Origin of the sequence: Desulfocurvibacter africanus subsp. africanus DSM 2603 (genome assembly GCF_000422545.1) — a bacterium.
Classification (GTDB): Bacteria; Desulfobacterota; Desulfovibrionia; order Desulfovibrionales; family Desulfovibrionaceae; genus Desulfocurvibacter; species Desulfocurvibacter africanus.
The window spans coordinates 112,404-127,624 of the sequence record NZ_AULZ01000002.1; the positions used below are offsets into that span (position 1 = coordinate 112,404).

Genomic DNA, 15,221 nt, shown 5'->3' on the forward strand with positions numbered 1-15,221 from the left:
GATGCCGAGCACGCTGGAGGCTGCCATGTACGTTGGCCTAAAGATGTTGAAGGGCTTTCAGACCGTGACCACCAAGACCTCGGTAGCCGAGGCGCAGGCGCTGCTGGAGAAGCAGCATCTGTGGATGCTGCTCGTGGTCGACGGCGAAAAGCTGGTGGGCTATGTGCGCGACGAGGACATCAGCGCCGCGCTGCCGTCGATGATGACGACCCTGGACAAGTTCGAGGCTCTCTATCTTCTCCGCAAGCTGACTATCGGCATGATCATGCGCAAGGATATCGTGACCGTGCCGCCGGAGATGGAGATCGAAGCCGCGGCGAACATCATGCATGAGAAGAATCTGGCCGGGCTGGCGGTCGTGGACCGGAGCGGTAAGCTCGTGGGCTATATCAATCGTACGGTCATGCTCGATGTGCTGGTGGAGGAGATGGGCCTGCGTCAGGGGGGGGCCCGCATCGTGCTCGAAGTCGAGGACCGTCCGGGAGTGCTCAAGGACATCACGGGGATCATCGCGGACCAGGGCATATCCATTATCTCCACAAGCACCTTCCACCAGGATCGACACTTGGTCGTCATTCGTATGGCCACTGGGGACGCTTCCGCCATCGAGGCTGTCCTCCGAAATCGCGGATTCAAGCTCAAGACGGTGGAGGATTTCGCAGGCGAATGGCGGAGCTGAGGCTTGTCTGCCGGTTAACGGCATGGGGACTATGGAGCAGGCGGCAAGCCGGGAGTTAGGCGGGAATGCGAGGAGGGCGAAGCCCTCCTCGCTGCATCGAATTTAAAAAACGATTCTAATCGTACTTGACCGAGCTGAACTGCATGAGCGTGTCCCACTTGTGCGAGGCCTCGATCCAGCGCACGGTGCCGGTCTTGCCGCGCATGGATAGGGAGTAGGTCGTGGCGCCCAAGCCCGTGTAGCGAACGCCACCAAGGAAAGTGCCGCCCGAGATGCCGGACGCCGCGAAGTAGAGATCCTCGCTCTTGACCAGATCCTCCACCGTGAAGGTGTGGCGCAGGTCATAGCCGAAGTCGGACAGGGCGTTGCGTTCGTCGTAGCTCTGCGGGTCGAGGCGGGCGTACATCTGGCCGCCCATGATGCGGATGGCGATGGCCGAGAGCACGCCCTCGGGCGTGCCGCCGGTGCCCATCATGACATCCACGTTGTTCTTGGGGTCGATGGCCATGAGCGAACCGGCCACGTCGCCGTCGGTGTGCAGCTGTATGCGTGCGCCGGCCGCGCGTATTTCGGCGATGAGCCGCTCGTGGCGGGGCTTGTCCAGCACAAAGACCGTCAGGTCGTCGACATCCTTGCCCACGGCCTTGCCGATCTTGCGCAGGTTCTCGGCCACGGGGGCTTCCAGGTCCACCACGCCCATGGCAGCCGTGGGTACGACGAGCTTCTTCATGTAGAAGCTCGGTCCGGGCCGGAACATGCTGCCGGCCGGAGCCACGCCCAGCACGGAGATGGCGTTGGGCCGGCCGAAGGCCAGCAGCCGCGTGCCTTCCACGGGATCGACGGCCACATCGACTTTCAGTCCACGTCCGGAGCCCACGCGCTCGCCATTGTACAGCATGGGCGCGTCGTCCTTCTCTCCCTCGCCGATGACCACGGTGCCATCGATATCCAGGGATGAGAATGTCTTGCGCATGGCGTCCACGGCCGCCTGATCGCCGGATTCCTTGTCTCCGCGTCCCAGCCAGCGCGCAGAGGCCAGGGCCGCGGCTTCGGTTACGCGCACCAGATCAAGAGCTAAATTTCGTGAGGGAGCTTCCATAACAGTCTCCTGTCCTGCGCCAATGGGCAGGTCGCACTGCGGCGGCGCGGCCGTCAGGCGGCAATCCAGCTCGCGCGGCCTAGATGTGCTTGGCCGCAGGGCTGGTTGTTGAATCGTGAGTCTACTATAGATACTTTTGAAACATCAACCTGGGAAGGTGGTGATTTTCGGTATCCGTTCCCCAAAACGCAAGTGTTTAGCTAGAGACATCCGCACCTGGGGTTTCAATGAGGTCTATGCGCCGTTGATGACGACCGCCCTGAAAGGCCGTGCACAGGAACACGTCCACCATGGCCGCGGCCAGACCGGGGCCGACCACGCGTTCACCGAGGCACAACACGTTGGCGTCGTTATGCTCGCGCGCCATGCGAGCCGAGAACTCGTCACTGCACACGGCGGCGCGGATGCCCGGCAGGCGGTTGGCGGCCATGGACATGCCGAGCCCGGTCCCGCACACGAGAATGCCAAGGCTTGCTTCATTTTCAAGAACACGCTGGCAGACCGCACGCGCATAGGGCGGATAGTCGCAGCTCTCGATGCAGTCCGGGCCCAGGTCCGTGACTTTGACGCCGCGTTTGGCCAGGTGTTCGCGCAGTTCCTGCTTGAGGCGGAATCCGCCATGGTCAGAGGCAAGATAGATGGACATGAAGGGCATGGCTGGTCCTGACTAGGTTGTTCCGTCCAAATTCCATTTGCTGACCCGCCGCCGGACGTGCTCGCAGCGGGCGCGATCTCGTTCGCCACGCAGGAGCGCCATCTCCTGCTTGAGAAAGGCGATCTGCCCCAGAGACAACTCCTGCTCTCCTCTGGCAGCCTCGGAGTCGCCAACCTGGGACTCTTCCTGGGTCAAGCGTTCGACTATTCGGCCCAGCGCCAGGTATTCCTGATCCAGACGCTTGCGCAACTGATGAATCTCCAGTTCGCGCAGGCTGTTCTTGAGCATCCAGCCCAGTTCGCTGGCCAGAACGCGCAGGCCCAAGCGCAGGATGTCCAAGGGGCCAGCGGCTTCGTACAAGTCTTGCTTCACAGACATGAAGATCTCTTGCTTTGCTCGGCGTGCAAACCGTTTATGCGATCAAGGCCTGCGTTTACAAGCCGTCCCGCCAAAACGTTCGGCATGGCCGTTATTGGCGCATGCTCACGGTAATTTCACCGGCGGCACGCGTTGCTTGTTTCAGTGCGCCAGCTTCAAGGATAGAGCAGCGTCGAAAGCCGGTAACTACTGGACAACGGCGGCTTCAATCTGCGGAGGCAACTTAAGCTCCAGGGCGCTGGTCGCCCACGGCTCGTCACGGAATGACAGGGTGCGCAGGCGCAATGTGGCGCGCTGCTTGGGCGGCACGCTCATGGCCAACCGTCCGGGGATGATCCCTGCTTCGGAAATCTGCTTGTATTCCGTGATATCAATGCGCCAGGGCTGTTTTCCACGACCAGCGAGACTGGACAGACTGCCGTCGGGGAGCAGCCGCACCTCGGCGATGGCGGAGCCGGAGGGCAAGGTATAGACGTACGCTTGTCCGTCCAGGCGCGCCGAGGTGTACTCGGCGGGCATGAGCCGACTGGCTGAACCGAGCAACAGCATGGACAGGTCGCGCAGATTGAAAGGCAAATCCAGCCCCAGGGCGGGCATGGCCGCTCGGCTGTCAGGGTGAATGAACGCCTTGTTCTCGGAGGGGTAGAAGACCATAAGGCCGTCTCCGTCCTCGCGCATATGGGCCAAAGTCGTGCCGATTCCAGCGCGGATGTTCAGGCGCAAGGGATAAGCACGGTTGCCCCAGATATCAAGTATGGTGCGGTTGGTCCGGCCCTCGGCGCTGTAGTAGAGCGAGGCGCTGAGGCTGAAGGCGTTGGGCATGGCGGCCGAAGCCTGCTGTGTTTCCTGGAAGCGAGCCCATGCCTCAGCTGGGGCGGCGTCGGGGTGGAGCATCGGCTGCCGCGCCGCGCAACCCGCGATAAAAGCCAGCAGCAAGCCTAGAATCAGGGCCGGGGCGTAGCAATGGTTCTTGCGATACGTGACGGCCGGAATCATAGGCCCTCAAGTTTTTTTTGGACGCGTTCGGTATGCTTTGAGCCGAGCTTGAGAGCATTGGAGTAACCCTTGCGGGCCTCCTTGCGCTTATTGAGGGCACGGGCGATATCGCCGAAGTGCTCCCATATGGCCGAATCGTTCTTTTCCATGCTCACGGCTTTTCGGATCTCCAGCATGGATTTGTCATATTCACCAAGCTTGAACAAGACCCAAGCCAGGGAATCAAGAATATACCCGTTGTCCGGGTCCAGTTCCATGGCCTTGCGGATGAGCGTCAGGGCGCGCTGCAGGTCCCGTCCCTGCTCGGCCAGCACGTAGCCGATGAAGTTGAGGGCGTCAGCCTTGTCGGGGGCGATCGTGATGACTCGCTCCATGGACAATAGGGCTTCACTGCTGCGGCCTTGCTCTTCTTGGATCAGGCCCAAGCGGTACAGGATGTCCGCATTGTCGGGCCAGCGGGTCAAGGCTTGCACAAGGACCTGCTCCGCCTCGGCGTTGCGGTTCGAAGTCGCGAGGGCCCAAGCCTGGACTTCGGCGAACTCTGCCTCGGCGGGGTACAACTCGCGAGCTTCTTGCAAAACCACCAAGGCCTGCTCGGAGCGCTTCTGGGAAATGAGAATCTGGGCCCGAAAGGACAGTGAACGCTGGTGATGCGGCGAATCCTGCGGGATTTGCGTCAGTTGGTACAGGGCCGCCTCGCTGTTCTTGCGGCCTTCATACTCGAGCAGAGCAAGGTAGAAGCGCACGTCGGCGTCCATTGGCTCCTGTTGCGCAAGAGGCGTCAGGACCTCGGTGGCTTCGTCATAGAATTTCTGGCCCAGGAACAGGTGCGCAGTTTCGAGCAGAAAGGCTTTGCTCTGGGGGCCGCTCTGAGCAAGGCTCAACGCCTTTTCCGGATTGTTCAGCTTGAGGTTCAGGTCGATGAGCTTAATCCAGACCTCGGTGCTGGCCTCGCCCAGTTCCAGGAGTCGCACGTAGACGCGCTCGGCCTCGGCGAAGTCGTTCTCCAGTTCCAGGATGTACGCCAGTTCCACCACGGCCGGCAGGTAAGTCGGGTCCTTTTCGAGCGCCTTGCGCAGGGTGGCTATGGCCTTGCGGTTCTGCGCAAGGCCGACTTCGGCCTTGGCCCGCAGGTACAAGACCTCGGGAGAGTGCCGTTCAGCCGGCAGCTTGGCCAGAATGTCGCGGGCCTGGGCGAAACGTTCGCGCTCCAGGGCCAGGCGTGCTTGGCGCGACAAGGCCTCGGCATCAGAAGGGTGTGCCGCAAGGTAGGTTTCCAGGGTTGTGGCGGCTCCGTCATAGCGTTGCTGGAGCCGGTAAATATCGGCCAGACGCAGGGTCAGCCATTTGTCGCCAGGGTAGCGTACAAGTCCGTCCTGAAGCAGGACAGCGGCCTCCTCGGTCTTGCCCAAGCGCCATTTGAGATCGGCGAGCTCCAGGTAGACTTCCTGGCGCTTGTCCAACTCCAGCACCTTGGACAACGCTCCGTCAGCCTGCTGCGCCTTCCCCGCACGCGCGGCATCGAGGTAGACCAGATAGTTGTAGCTCGCCTCGGCGGATGGAGAGAGCCGCCACTCCGTCTGCCCCGCATTCGTGGGCAACATGGAGGCGCAAGAAATGATTGCGGGCGCGGCCAGCATGAGCATGGCGAGCCGCAAGCCCTTATGGCCGGCTAGGCGCTTGATTCTTCTCATAATATTGTCCGGCCAGCAGGCCTGGCGGAAAATCAGTCGCAAGGATGGGTTTCGCAATATTCGCGCATGAGCGCATACATCCGGCGGCCCACGATCAAGCCGCGCTCCATGAGGTCCGGGCCGTATGTCCGGCCGGTCGCCGTGCGCAGTCCAGCGGCCCTGGCCGCCGCGCGCTCCATGGCCGTGGGGAAGCGTTCGATGGTGGCGCTGATGGGCCAGTCCTGATAATCGCAGATCTCCCACAGCGTCGTCACGAAGTGGTCCGGTCCCCAACGGAACACGTCGGCATCGTGCAGCGCGTCGGAAACGGTCTGGCGTATCTGGTCGCCCGCGGGTTCCACGGGGCCGGTATTCTCGTGGTTGGCAATGGCGTATGCCACGATATCGCGGTCTTCATCGCTCAGCGGGTAGCTGGCCAGAATGCGGCGCGAGGTCTCGGCGCTGTGGCGCGCATGGTCCAGGTCCAGACGGCAGACATCGTGCAGCAGGCCGGCCACCTGGGCCAGCAGAACCATGCGGCGCACACCCTCCCTGTCCTGCTCTTTGGACTCGGCCAGCACAATGGCTCCCGCGTCAATGGCCACGTTCTTCGAGTGCTCGATGCCATGGCCGTAATCGTCGTACAGGAAAGGGATGACATCCTCGCGCAGGCGAAAGATGATAGGATTGTCGAAGAAATGCTCGTGGGAGATGTCGTAGTCGGCTGCGCAGGCGATGTAGAACTTGGGTGCGCCAAGTGATGACGCGATCTTCCTCGCCTCCCGCTTGAACCCGGAGAGGACATTACTCATTTTCTCGAATCCAATCCTTGGAAAAGTCTTCAATCTTGTCGGTGAGATGCTCCCGAATCTTCTGCAGAAGCCGAGCCTCAATCTGTCGCACACGCTCGCGGGTAATCCCATACTGGTCACCGATTTCGCGTAAGGTCACGGGGGAGTCCGATAGCAGGCGTTTCTGAAGTATATCCTGTTCCTTGTCGCTCAACATGGGAACGATGCTGGCCAGATGCTCCCGGAGCAGGGCCGAGATTTCCGAGTTGGCCAAGGTTTCCTCTATGCCTGGCCCGAGCGCCGGCAGAAAGTCCATGCGAGTGGCGGTGGTGTCGTCGCCGATGGTTATGTCCAGGGACATGTCGCTTCTGGACAGTCGCTGGTCCATCTCCTCGATATCTTCCACGGACACGCCGAGACTCTTGGACAGGGTGGACGAGGTCGGGTCAAAACCCTGGGACTGCAGGCGCTGGCGCTCCTTATTCAGGTTGTAGAAGAGCTTGCGCTGGGTCTGGGTCGTCCCGATCTTGACCATCCTCCAGTTGTCCATGATGAACTTGAGGATGTAGGCCTTTATCCAGAACGCCGCATAATAGGAGAATTTGATGCCCTTCTCCGGGTCGAACTTCTGGACCGCCCGCATGAGGCCTACATTGCCTTCCTGAACGAGGTCCAGGACGTTTTGCATCCATCGGCGCTGAAAGTCCATCGCTATCTTGACCACAAGTCGCAGGTGAGAAGTCACCAAACGGAAGGCCGCATCCTGATCGCCGGTGTCGCGCACGCGCCTGGCAAGTTCGACCTCTTCCTCGGGCTTGAGGATTGGGAAACGGCTTATCTCCTGCATGTACATGTGCAGGATATCGGCGGTTCCGCCACGACCGGCCTTGAGCACGGGCAGTCGGAAGGCTCCCGGTCCCAGTGAGGTCTCGCCGGGTTCCTTGACCTCGTCCTGGTCCATACCTTCGGGTGCGAGTTCCTCGACCAAATCATCGAGATCAGGTTCGGCCTCGAGCTCCATCTCGGGCGTATCCGTTTCGTCTTCCCCGGTCAGCTCGGTATCGGGCGAGTCCTCGTCGGTGTCTTCCGGCTTGAGGCGTTCGGCGCCGCTGCGATCACCGAGCTCACCGGCCGTCTTGGCTCGCCGGTTTTTGCGGCGTTCCTGGCTAGGGGCGTCGAGTGCGGGGCTTTTCTGGCGAGAAATCTTCATAGTATATATATTCGCCTTCGGGCTGGTTGGGTTTGCCGGCAAACGCGTGGATGAGGCAGCATAGAGGAGCAGGGTATATTTTCTGTTTGTCCTTTTCAACGCTTTTCAGTATCACGATTTGCTCTCCGGTAAGGCCAGCCGCGCTTCCCGTCCCCCCGAAATGACTGCAGGAGTTGGATCGTGCCCGATTTCAGAACAGCTTTGAATGATCAGGCTCTCCATCTGTTTGATGGGGCTTACGGCACTCTGCTCCAGAAGCGCGGGTTGCCGGCGGGCATGTCCCCTGAGCTTTTCGGTCTAGAGCGGCCGGACGTCCTGCGCGGCCTGCACGAGGAATATCTGGCCGCGGGCGCGCGCATCCTGACCACCAACACCTTCGGGGGCACGGCTCCCAAGCTGGGCAAGGGCGTGGACGTGCGCGCCTTTAACCGGGCGACTGTCGAGATAGCACGGCAGGCAGCCGGCGACAGAGCCTTCGTGGCCGGCAGCGTGGGCCCCACGGGCCTGTTCGTGGAGCCTTTGGGGCCGATTTCCTTCCACGACATGGTGGCGCTTTTCATCGAGCAGATTCGCGGTCTCGTGGAAGGCGGCGCGGACCTCATCAAGGCCGAGACGCATTTCGACTTGGCCGAGGCCAAGGCCGTGGTGGTGGCCGCGCGGGAGATCTGCGATCTGCCCGTGCTCGTGTCCATGACTTATGAAGGCAAGACCAGCCTCACGGGCACTCCGCCGAACACCTTCGTGGACACCATGCAGAATCTTGGTGTGGATGTTGTCGGCGTGAACTGCGGCACCGGGCCCGAGGAAATGGCCGCTCTCGTGGAGCTGATGAGGCGCAGGCTGGAGACGCGCTACCACGTGCAGCCCAATGCCGGACTGCCCAGGCTGGAGAACGGCCGCACCGTGTTTCCCCTGGGTCCCGAGGAGTTCGCGACCAAGACCGCCCGTTTCGCGGAGTTGGGGGCCAAATTCCTGGGCGGCTGCTGCGGCACGAGCCCGGAACACATAGCGGCCCTGGCCGCCGCCCTGCAGGGCAAAACCTGGACCAGACTCGCGCCGCCCGAGAATCCCTGTCTCGTGCTGACCACCCGCGGCGGCTCCGTGGCCGTGGACCATGCGCTGCCCCTCGTGCTTATCGGCGAGCGCATCAATCCCACGGGCAAGAAGAAGCTGGCCGAGGAGTTGCAGTCCGGCGTGTTCGGCGAGGCCCTGTCCATGGCAGCCGAGCAGCTCGCTACCGGAGCCGGGATCTTGGACGTGAACGTGGGAGCGCCCATGGTCAAGGAGGCCGAGGTGCTGCCCGCTCTGGTCAAGGCGCTGTCCGAGCGCTTCGACGCGCCACTGGCCATCGACACCACGGATATTCAGGCCATGGCCGCGAGCTTGTGGGCCTGCGCCGGTTCGCCCCTGGTCAACTCCATCAGTGGCGAGCCCGGCCGGCTGGAAGAGCTCGGGCCGCTGTGCAAGAAACTCGGCACACCGTTCATACTTCTGCCCCTGGCGGGCAAGAAGCTGCCCGTCACTGCGTCCGAACGACTTGCGGCCATCGAGTCCCTGCTGCGCAAGGCCGACGACCTGGGCATTCCGCGCCGGCTGATCATGGTCGATGCCCTGGCCCTGACTGTTTCCTCCAAGCCCGAAGCGGCCAAGTCCTGCTTCTCGGTCATCCGCCATTGCCGTGACGTCTGGCGGCTGCCCACGGTGCTGGGCCTGTCCAATATCTCCTTCGGCCTGCCCGCGCGCGAGCTGGTCAACTCCACGTTCCTGGCCATGTGCATGGCCGAGGGACTCACTGCCTGCATCGCCAATCCGGGCTCCACGCGCCTGCGGGAGGCCTTGGCCGCCGCCGAAGTGCTCCTGGGCCGTGATCCGCAGGCCGGGCGCTTCATCGCCGGTTTCTCGGCCTGGAAACCGGGCGAGGCCGGCCCGTCCGCCGGATTGCGCATGTCCGGTCCGGATGCCGCGGCTGCCACGCCGCGCGAGGCCGTGATCCGGGGCGACAAGGAGCGCCTTGTCCCTCTGCTGGAGGCTGCCCTGGAGCGGGGTGACAACCCCTTCGACCTGGTGGACAAGGAGCTCATCCCCGGCATTATGGAAGTGGGCGAGAAGTACGAGCGCCGAGAATACTTCCTGCCCCAGCTCATGCTCTCCGCCGAGACCGTGCAGCTCGGCTTCGAACGCCTGCGCCCCCTGCTGGAGCAGTCGGGCCGGGACGAGGCGCGGCCGCGCATCGTCATGGCCACGGTGGAGGGAGACATCCACGACATCGGCAAGAACATCGTCTGTCTGCTGTTGCGCAACCACGGCTTCGACGTGCTGGACCTGGGCAAGGACGTGCCGGCGGCGGCCATAGTGGATGCCGCGCGCTGCCATGACGCGAGGCTCATCGGCCTGTCCGCGCTTATGACCACGACCATGGTGCGCATGGAGGAAGTCGTGAAGCTGGTGCGCGAAAGCGGCCTGCAGGCCAAGATCATAATCGGCGGCGCGGTGGTTTCCCAGCGCTACGCCGAAGCCATCGGAGCCGACGGCTACGCCAAGGACGCCGTGGCTGCCGTAAGGCTTGCCAAGCAACTGGTCAGCGCTTAATAGGCGAGTGGGCTCGGGGCTCGATGCTCAGCCGGCTCCCTTCACCGCGAGGTTTCTCATTGATGACAGGTTCGAACCGCTTGATCCGTTTGATGGTCATGGGCTGCGTGCTGGCCCTGCTTTGCCTCGCGGCTTGCTCGCGCGATGAGGGCTCGGATCGGGCCGACGAGCAGGAGGGTCGCAAGGCTTCCGCCCCGACGGACAGCCCCGCCGCCGTTGAGCAACAGCGGCCTGCCGCGAGCTGGGGGGAACTCCATGACGGCTCGAACCTTCAGACGTTGAGTTATAGCGAGCTGCTGGAGTTCATCGACGGCAGCAAGGGCAAGGTCGTGCTCGTCAACTTCTGGGCCACCTGGTGTCCGCCTTGCAGGCAGGAGCTTCCCGAGCTCAAGGCCCTGCGGGAGAAGTATTCGCCCGAGCAGCTCGTCGTGCTCGGCGTCTCCGTGGACGAAACCAAAGAGCCCGTGAGGCGCTTCATGCAGGATGAGCCCCTCAACTACCCAGTGTATATGAGTTCACGTGAGCTGCTGGCCGCCTATCAGGTCAGCGGCGTGCCATATACCGTAGTGTATGACCGTAACGGCCACCAGGCCGACGACATGGCCGGCTATGTGGCCGGCGAGGTCGAGGCCATGGTGCGCAACCTCATGCAGGAGAACTGATTCGCCCATGGAGGCGTATACAATTCGCAAGGCCAGCATGTCCGACATCAAGGTCATGCACAGGCTGCTCATGTCCTGCGCCCAGAAGAGCCAACTTCTGCCGCGCTCCCTGAATTCATTGTACGGGCACGTGCGCGACTTCTACGTGGCCGAGGAGATCGCCACAGGCACGCCCGTTGGCTGCTGCGCTCTGACCATCTGCTGGGAAGACCTGGCCGAAGTGCGTTCGCTGGCCCTGGATGAAGCGCACAAGGGCAGGGGCGTGGGGCGGGCCATGGTTCAGACTTGTCTGGATGAGGCCTCCCAACTGGGGCTGTCGCGCGTTTTTGCCCTGACTTACGTGGTGGACTTTTTTCGCAGGTGCGGCTTTTCCGAGGTGGAAAAAGACACCCTGCCGCAGAAGGTCTGGTCCGACTGCATCAACTGTCCCAAATTCCCGGAGTGCGACGAGACCGCAATGCTCATCACGCTCCCCTCCCGTTGAACCGGAGCCCTGCCAATATGCCGACTTTCATCAAGCTCATTGACGAACAGGATATAGCACGCCGCGTGCAGGAACTCGGCCTGGAGATATGCCGCCACTATGGCGACGAACCAATCATTGCCGTGTGCGTGCTCAAGGGAGCCTTTCTCTTTTTCTCGGATCTGGTGCGCGCCTTGCCGCAGCAGATGGACGTGCGCTTGGACTTCGTGCGCCTGGCCAGCTACGGCGACCGCACACACGGCGCCGAGAAAGTCGAATTCAAGAAGGATATGGAGACGAACATCGAAGGCAAGCATGTGCTCGTTGTGGAAGACATCGTGGACACGGGCCGGTCCATGGATTACTTCCTCAAGGTTCTTGCCTTGCGCAGGCCTAAATCGGTCAAGATATGTGCCCTTATAGACAAGTCCGAACGGCGCGAGGTGGAATTGCAGGTTGATTTCACCGGCTTTGCCCTGGACAAAGGTTTTGTGGTGGGCTACGGACTTGACTATGCTGAAAAATATCGCGGCATGCGTAGCATCTACGACCTAATCCCCGATGGCGACGGCCGAAGCGGATAGGTCTGTGCTGACGCGGCCGTAGTCCGGCCATCGGAGATTACATCCATGATTGTTCAATGCCCAGAGTGTCAGACTAAATACAACCTCCCCGACAACAAGATTTTGGACAGCGGCACCAAGGTCCGCTGCTCCCGTTGCACACATACCTTCACCGCTTATCCTGAAAGCGTCGAACCCGCATTTGAGCCGGCGCCCAAGCTTCAAACGGAAGTCAAGGCAGCGCCTGTACCCGAACCCTCAGCGTCCAAACCCGAGCCTGTCGCTCCCAATGCCCAGCCTCAAAAGGAAGTCGCTCACACGGCTGATGCCGTTGGCGGCACGTCCGGCAAGGCCGCTTCCGAGACCGATTTCGACGAGGAGGATTTCCTCGCCAGCCTGGGCGATCTGAGCGACCTGGGCAAGGACCCCTTTGAAGACAAGCAGAAGGAAAGCGACGAGATTTCCTTCTCTGACGATTTCCTCAAGGAGGATGTTCCGGCCAAGGCGGATAGAAAGAAAAAGCCCGCGGTCGAGGACGAGGATATCTTCGGCGGCCTAAGTTCCGAAACGGACCTGGGCGCGCTGCTGGGCGACAAGCCTGCGGCTCGCAAGAAGCCTGCCGATGACTTGGGTCTGGACGACCTTGATTTGGGCTCTGATTTCGCACCGAGTCCAAGTCGTGAAAGCAAAAAGGCCTCTGAGATGGGGTCCGGTGAGCCGGACGATCTTGGTCTCGGTGAGGATTTGGGCTGGGGCGAATCGACCGAAAATGTAGAGGAGGAAGCTGGCGGCAGGCAAGACAAGCCCGGCGCCGCGGCTCAGGAAGAACTTGGAGACGACGAGTTCGAGGCTGCCTTGCGCGGCTTGTCCATGGACCTGGACGAAGGCGATCCCGCCCCTGCCGGACGGTCGGCAGGGCGGCAGCGTTCTCTGGACCAGTCCGACGATATGGATGACTTGTGGCCGACGGCTAATGACGAGACAGGTTTTGAGGACGAGACCGGATCTGGTTCTAGTGCCTCAGGCCTAGGCTTGAACCTGGATGGGGACGACGATTTCGACCGTCAGCCCAAGAAGCAGAAAAGGAAGTCCGGCGGCGCAGGCAAGCTTTTGCTCTTTCTGCTCTTGTTCGTGTTCCTGCTCGCAGGAGGCGGCGTGGCCGCCATCCACTATCTCGGCCTGTGGTCCAGTCTGCCTCCGTGGGTCCAGGATATGGCCCGCACGGCTGGTTTGCCCCAGAGCGGCAGCATGGCCAAGCCCGCCGAGGAGCAGGTTCGTCTGCTCTCACTGGAGAACATCCGCCAGTACACCGTGCAGAACGAAAAAGCGGGCCAAGTCTTCGTCATCGAGGGCAAGGTGGTCAATAACTTCCCCAGCTCTAAAGAATTCATCCGCGTGCAGGCGAGCCTATATGATCAGACGGGCAACGTCGTGGTCAGCAAGGACATGTCCGCCGGCAACACGGTCTCCTTGTTTCAACTTCAGATCATGAGCCCTCAGGAGATCGATGCCGCGCTCAACTCCGACGTGGGCATCCTGAGCAACAATTCCGACGTGCAGACCGGCGAGTCCGTGCCGTTCATGGCCGTGTTCTTCAATGCGCCCGAGACCGTGGCCGAATTCGGGGTCAAGGTAATAGAGGCCAAGGACCCAGCGAAGTAGACGAGCGGACTGCTGGCTATAGCTGGAAGAGTGAGTATTTATGCAGGGCCGGGAGCTTCGTTCTCCCGGCCCTGTCTTTTTAGAGCAGATTGCTTTTAAGACGCCCGCTCCGGCGTTGACGGCGCAAGTGAATTGCGCCTACGCCTACGCCTACGCGACGGCAAGCCATGCCGACGCATGGCTTGCAGAGCATTTTCAAAAGCAAAATGCTCTACATAAAGCGGCAATATGAGCTGCTGAGGAGATGGAATGGCCAAGACGCGTGAAATCTATATCTGCTCGACTTGCGGCAACCAGAGCCTTGTATGGCAGGGCCAGTGCCCGGCCTGCAAGGAGTGGAACACCTTGGCTGCCGAGATTGTGAGCAAGAAAAGCCCATCCGAGTCCAAGCCGGGCGGCAAGAATGCCCCCGTGGCCCTGGAAGAGGTCGGCGGCGAGCTGATGCAGGGCCGACCCACGGGCTTCGAGGAGTTGGACCGCGTGCTGGGCAAGGGGCTGACGCCCGGCGCGGCCGTGCTCCTGGGCGGTGAACCGGGCATCGGCAAGTCCACGCTGCTCCTGCAGCTCGCCGGCAGTGTGGCGACTCGCGGCGGCCGGGCGGTCTACGCCTCGGGCGAGGAGTCCCTGCCGCAACTCAAGGGCCGGGCCGAGCGTCTTGGTCTGTTGGGGCCGGGGCTGCTGGCCATGGCCACGGCCAATAACGACGACCTGCTGAGCCTGTTTACGTCCGGTCAGCCGCCCGAGCTGCTCATCGTGGATTCGGTGCAAACCATGGCATCCTCGCGCGTGGATGGCATACCCGGCAGCGTGAGCCAGGTGCGCGCCGTGTCCACGGAACTCATCGAGCAGGCCAAGAAGTCCGCCACCACGCTCTTCCTCGTGGGACACGTGACCAAGGAAGGCAGCATCGCCGGCCCCAAGCTCATGGAACACATGGTGGACACGGTGCTCTACCTGGAGGGCGACCGGCGCCACCTGTACCGCATCCTGCGCGTGCTCAAAAACCGCTTCGGACCCAGCGACGAGTTGCTGGTGCTGGAGATGCTCGAAAAAGGACTGTCCATCGTCAGCGATCCGTCTACCTTCTTCCTGGGTGAGCGGGACGCCTCTTTATCAGGGACGGCGGTGGTCATGGCCATGGACGGTCAGCGACCCTTCGCAGTGGAGGTGCAGGCCCTCGTGGGCCGCTCTACGTTGTCCTTCCCCCGGCGGACGGCCCTGGGCTTTGACGTGAACCGTCTGCACCTGCTGTTGGCCGTGCTGGAGAAACACCTGCGCATCAACCTGGCTACGTCTGATGTGTACTGCAAGATCGGCGGCGGGCTGAAGCTGGCCGAGCCGGGTCTGGACCTGGGCATCGTCGCGGCCGTGCTGTCGAGCCTCTACGATCGGCCGCTTCCAGAAGGCGCGGTGTTTTGGGGTGAGATTGACCTGAACGGCATGGTCAGGCCCGTCAGCGCTCACGACATACGACGCAAGCAGGCCAAGCGCTTGGGATACGGCCCCATGTTCTTTTCCAGGCAAGGCAAGGGCCTGCACGGCAGCGGGACGATTGGAGGCTTCCAGAAGGCGCTTTTCGGTCAGGAGGGCGGACAGGGAGAAGGCTGAAATTGATTCCGTCCAACGCAAAGAAAGGCGCTTGTCTACCGAATTTATGTACCGAGACAAAAAAGGGTTACGATTGTCTCGTAACCCTTTGAAATCTGGTCGGGATGAGAGGATTTGAACCTCCGGTCTCCGCGTCCCGAACGCGGCGCTCTACCAGACTGAGCCACATCCCGTTGTGCGAGGTGCTGATATA

Annotated in this window: 14 protein-coding genes and 1 tRNA gene; 7 read left to right on the top strand and 8 right to left on the bottom strand. The window is 61.8% G+C overall.

Going from position 1 to position 15,221, the window contains the following annotated elements:
• Positions 1–25: 25 nt before the first annotated feature.
• Entirely contained in the window at positions 26–679 is a 654-nt protein-coding gene (locus tag H585_RS0102705; protein WP_027366669.1) for a CBS domain-containing protein, read from the top strand.
• Positions 680–794: 115 nt separating this feature from the next.
• Here H585_RS0102705 and glpX read toward each other — a convergent pair whose 3' ends face one another.
• From glpX to H585_RS0102740, 7 genes are all read right to left on the bottom strand, one after another.
• Positions 795–1,778 carry a class II fructose-bisphosphatase gene (gene glpX, locus H585_RS0102710; RefSeq protein WP_005987683.1) on the bottom strand — a complete coding sequence of 328 codons (984 nt, stop codon included), beginning with the start codon at positions 1,776–1,778 and terminating at the stop codon, positions 795–797.
• 196 nt (positions 1,779–1,974) lie between these two features.
• Complete coding sequence (gene rpiB, locus H585_RS0102715) at positions 1,975–2,433, bottom strand: ribose 5-phosphate isomerase B (RefSeq protein WP_005987680.1); 459 nt, start codon at positions 2,431–2,433, stop codon at positions 1,975–1,977.
• A 12-nt stretch (positions 2,434–2,445) separates the two neighbouring features.
• Positions 2,446–2,811 (bottom strand): hypothetical protein, encoded by a 366-nt coding sequence (locus H585_RS0102720; RefSeq protein ID WP_027366670.1) that lies wholly within the window; start codon positions 2,809–2,811, stop codon positions 2,446–2,448.
• A gap of 186 nt (positions 2,812–2,997) precedes the next feature.
• Complete coding sequence (locus tag H585_RS0102725) at positions 2,998–3,807, bottom strand: hypothetical protein (protein ID WP_027366671.1); 810 nt, start codon at positions 3,805–3,807, stop codon at positions 2,998–3,000.
• A complete protein-coding gene (locus tag H585_RS0102730; RefSeq protein WP_027366672.1) occupies positions 3,804–5,501 on the bottom strand; it encodes a tetratricopeptide repeat protein in 1,698 nt (565 codons plus the stop codon). The genes H585_RS0102725 and H585_RS0102730 overlap by 4 nt, the downstream gene beginning before the upstream one ends.
• A gap of 32 nt (positions 5,502–5,533) precedes the next feature.
• A complete protein-coding gene (locus H585_RS0102735) occupies positions 5,534–6,292 on the bottom strand; it encodes an HD domain-containing protein (protein WP_027366673.1) in 759 nt (252 codons plus the stop codon).
• Entirely contained in the window at positions 6,285–7,481 is a 1,197-nt protein-coding gene (locus H585_RS0102740) for a sigma-70 family RNA polymerase sigma factor (protein WP_027366674.1), read from the bottom strand. Before H585_RS0102740 ends, H585_RS0102735 begins: the two co-directional genes overlap by 8 nt.
• A gap of 180 nt (positions 7,482–7,661) precedes the next feature.
• Between H585_RS0102740 and H585_RS0102745 the strand changes: the two genes are divergently transcribed.
• From H585_RS0102745 to radA, 6 genes are all read left to right on the top strand, one after another.
• Positions 7,662–10,070, top strand: a complete 2,409-nt coding sequence (locus tag H585_RS0102745; protein WP_027366675.1) for a homocysteine S-methyltransferase family protein — start codon at positions 7,662–7,664, stop codon at positions 10,068–10,070.
• 62 nt (positions 10,071–10,132) lie between these two features.
• Complete coding sequence (locus H585_RS0102750; protein ID WP_027366676.1) at positions 10,133–10,732, top strand: TlpA family protein disulfide reductase; 600 nt, start codon at positions 10,133–10,135, stop codon at positions 10,730–10,732.
• A gap of 7 nt (positions 10,733–10,739) precedes the next feature.
• The gene (locus H585_RS0102755) at positions 10,740–11,216 is read left to right on the top strand and encodes an N-acetyltransferase (RefSeq protein ID WP_027366677.1); all 477 of its coding nucleotides are present in this window, start codon (positions 10,740–10,742) and stop codon (positions 11,214–11,216) included.
• 17 nt (positions 11,217–11,233) lie between these two features.
• Positions 11,234–11,779 (top strand): hypoxanthine phosphoribosyltransferase, encoded by a 546-nt coding sequence (hpt, locus tag H585_RS0102760; protein WP_014260174.1) that lies wholly within the window; start codon positions 11,234–11,236, stop codon positions 11,777–11,779.
• Positions 11,780–11,824: 45 nt separating this feature from the next.
• Positions 11,825–13,420, top strand: coding sequence for a DUF3426 domain-containing protein (locus tag H585_RS0102765; protein ID WP_027366678.1), 1,596 nt, complete (start codon positions 11,825–11,827; stop codon positions 13,418–13,420).
• Positions 13,421–13,669: 249 nt separating this feature from the next.
• On the top strand, positions 13,670–15,028 hold the full coding sequence (gene radA / locus H585_RS0102770; RefSeq protein WP_014260176.1) for a DNA repair protein RadA: 1,359 nt from the start codon (positions 13,670–13,672) through the stop codon (positions 15,026–15,028).
• A 96-nt stretch (positions 15,029–15,124) separates the two neighbouring features.
• On the opposite strand, the gene H585_RS0102775 is transcribed toward radA, so the two are convergent.
• Positions 15,125–15,201, bottom strand: a tRNA-Pro gene (locus tag H585_RS0102775).
• Positions 15,202–15,221 lie beyond the last annotated feature (20 nt).

Bases quoted from the DNA above. Each gene is read 5' to 3' on its own strand.
- H585_RS0102735 (WP_027366673.1), bottom strand. From the start codon at position 6,292: ATGAGTAATGTCCTCTCCGGGTTCAAGCGGGAGGCGAGGAAGATCGCG.
- H585_RS0102740 (WP_027366674.1), bottom strand. From the start codon at position 7,481: ATGAAGATTTCTCGCCAGAAAAGCCCCGCACTCGACGCCCCTAGCCAG.
- H585_RS0102755 (WP_027366677.1), top strand. From the start codon at position 10,740: ATGGAGGCGTATACAATTCGCAAGGCCAGCATGTCCGACATCAAGGTC.
- H585_RS0102765 (WP_027366678.1), top strand. From the start codon at position 11,825: ATGATTGTTCAATGCCCAGAGTGTCAGACTAAATACAACCTCCCCGAC.
- glpX (WP_005987683.1), bottom strand. From the start codon at position 1,778: ATGGAAGCTCCCTCACGAAATTTAGCTCTTGATCTGGTGCGCGTAACC.
- H585_RS0102730 (WP_027366672.1), bottom strand. From the start codon at position 5,501: ATGAGAAGAATCAAGCGCCTAGCCGGCCATAAGGGCTTGCGGCTCGCC.
- rpiB (WP_005987680.1), bottom strand. From the start codon at position 2,433: ATGCCCTTCATGTCCATCTATCTTGCCTCTGACCATGGCGGATTCCGC.
- H585_RS0102705 (WP_027366669.1), top strand. From the start codon at position 26: ATGTACGTTGGCCTAAAGATGTTGAAGGGCTTTCAGACCGTGACCACC.
- hpt (WP_014260174.1), top strand. From the start codon at position 11,234: ATGCCGACTTTCATCAAGCTCATTGACGAACAGGATATAGCACGCCGC.
- radA (WP_014260176.1), top strand. From the start codon at position 13,670: ATGGCCAAGACGCGTGAAATCTATATCTGCTCGACTTGCGGCAACCAG.
- H585_RS0102725 (WP_027366671.1), bottom strand. From the start codon at position 3,807: ATGATTCCGGCCGTCACGTATCGCAAGAACCATTGCTACGCCCCGGCC.
- H585_RS0102750 (WP_027366676.1), top strand. From the start codon at position 10,133: ATGACAGGTTCGAACCGCTTGATCCGTTTGATGGTCATGGGCTGCGTG.
- H585_RS0102720 (WP_027366670.1), bottom strand. From the start codon at position 2,811: ATGTCTGTGAAGCAAGACTTGTACGAAGCCGCTGGCCCCTTGGACATC.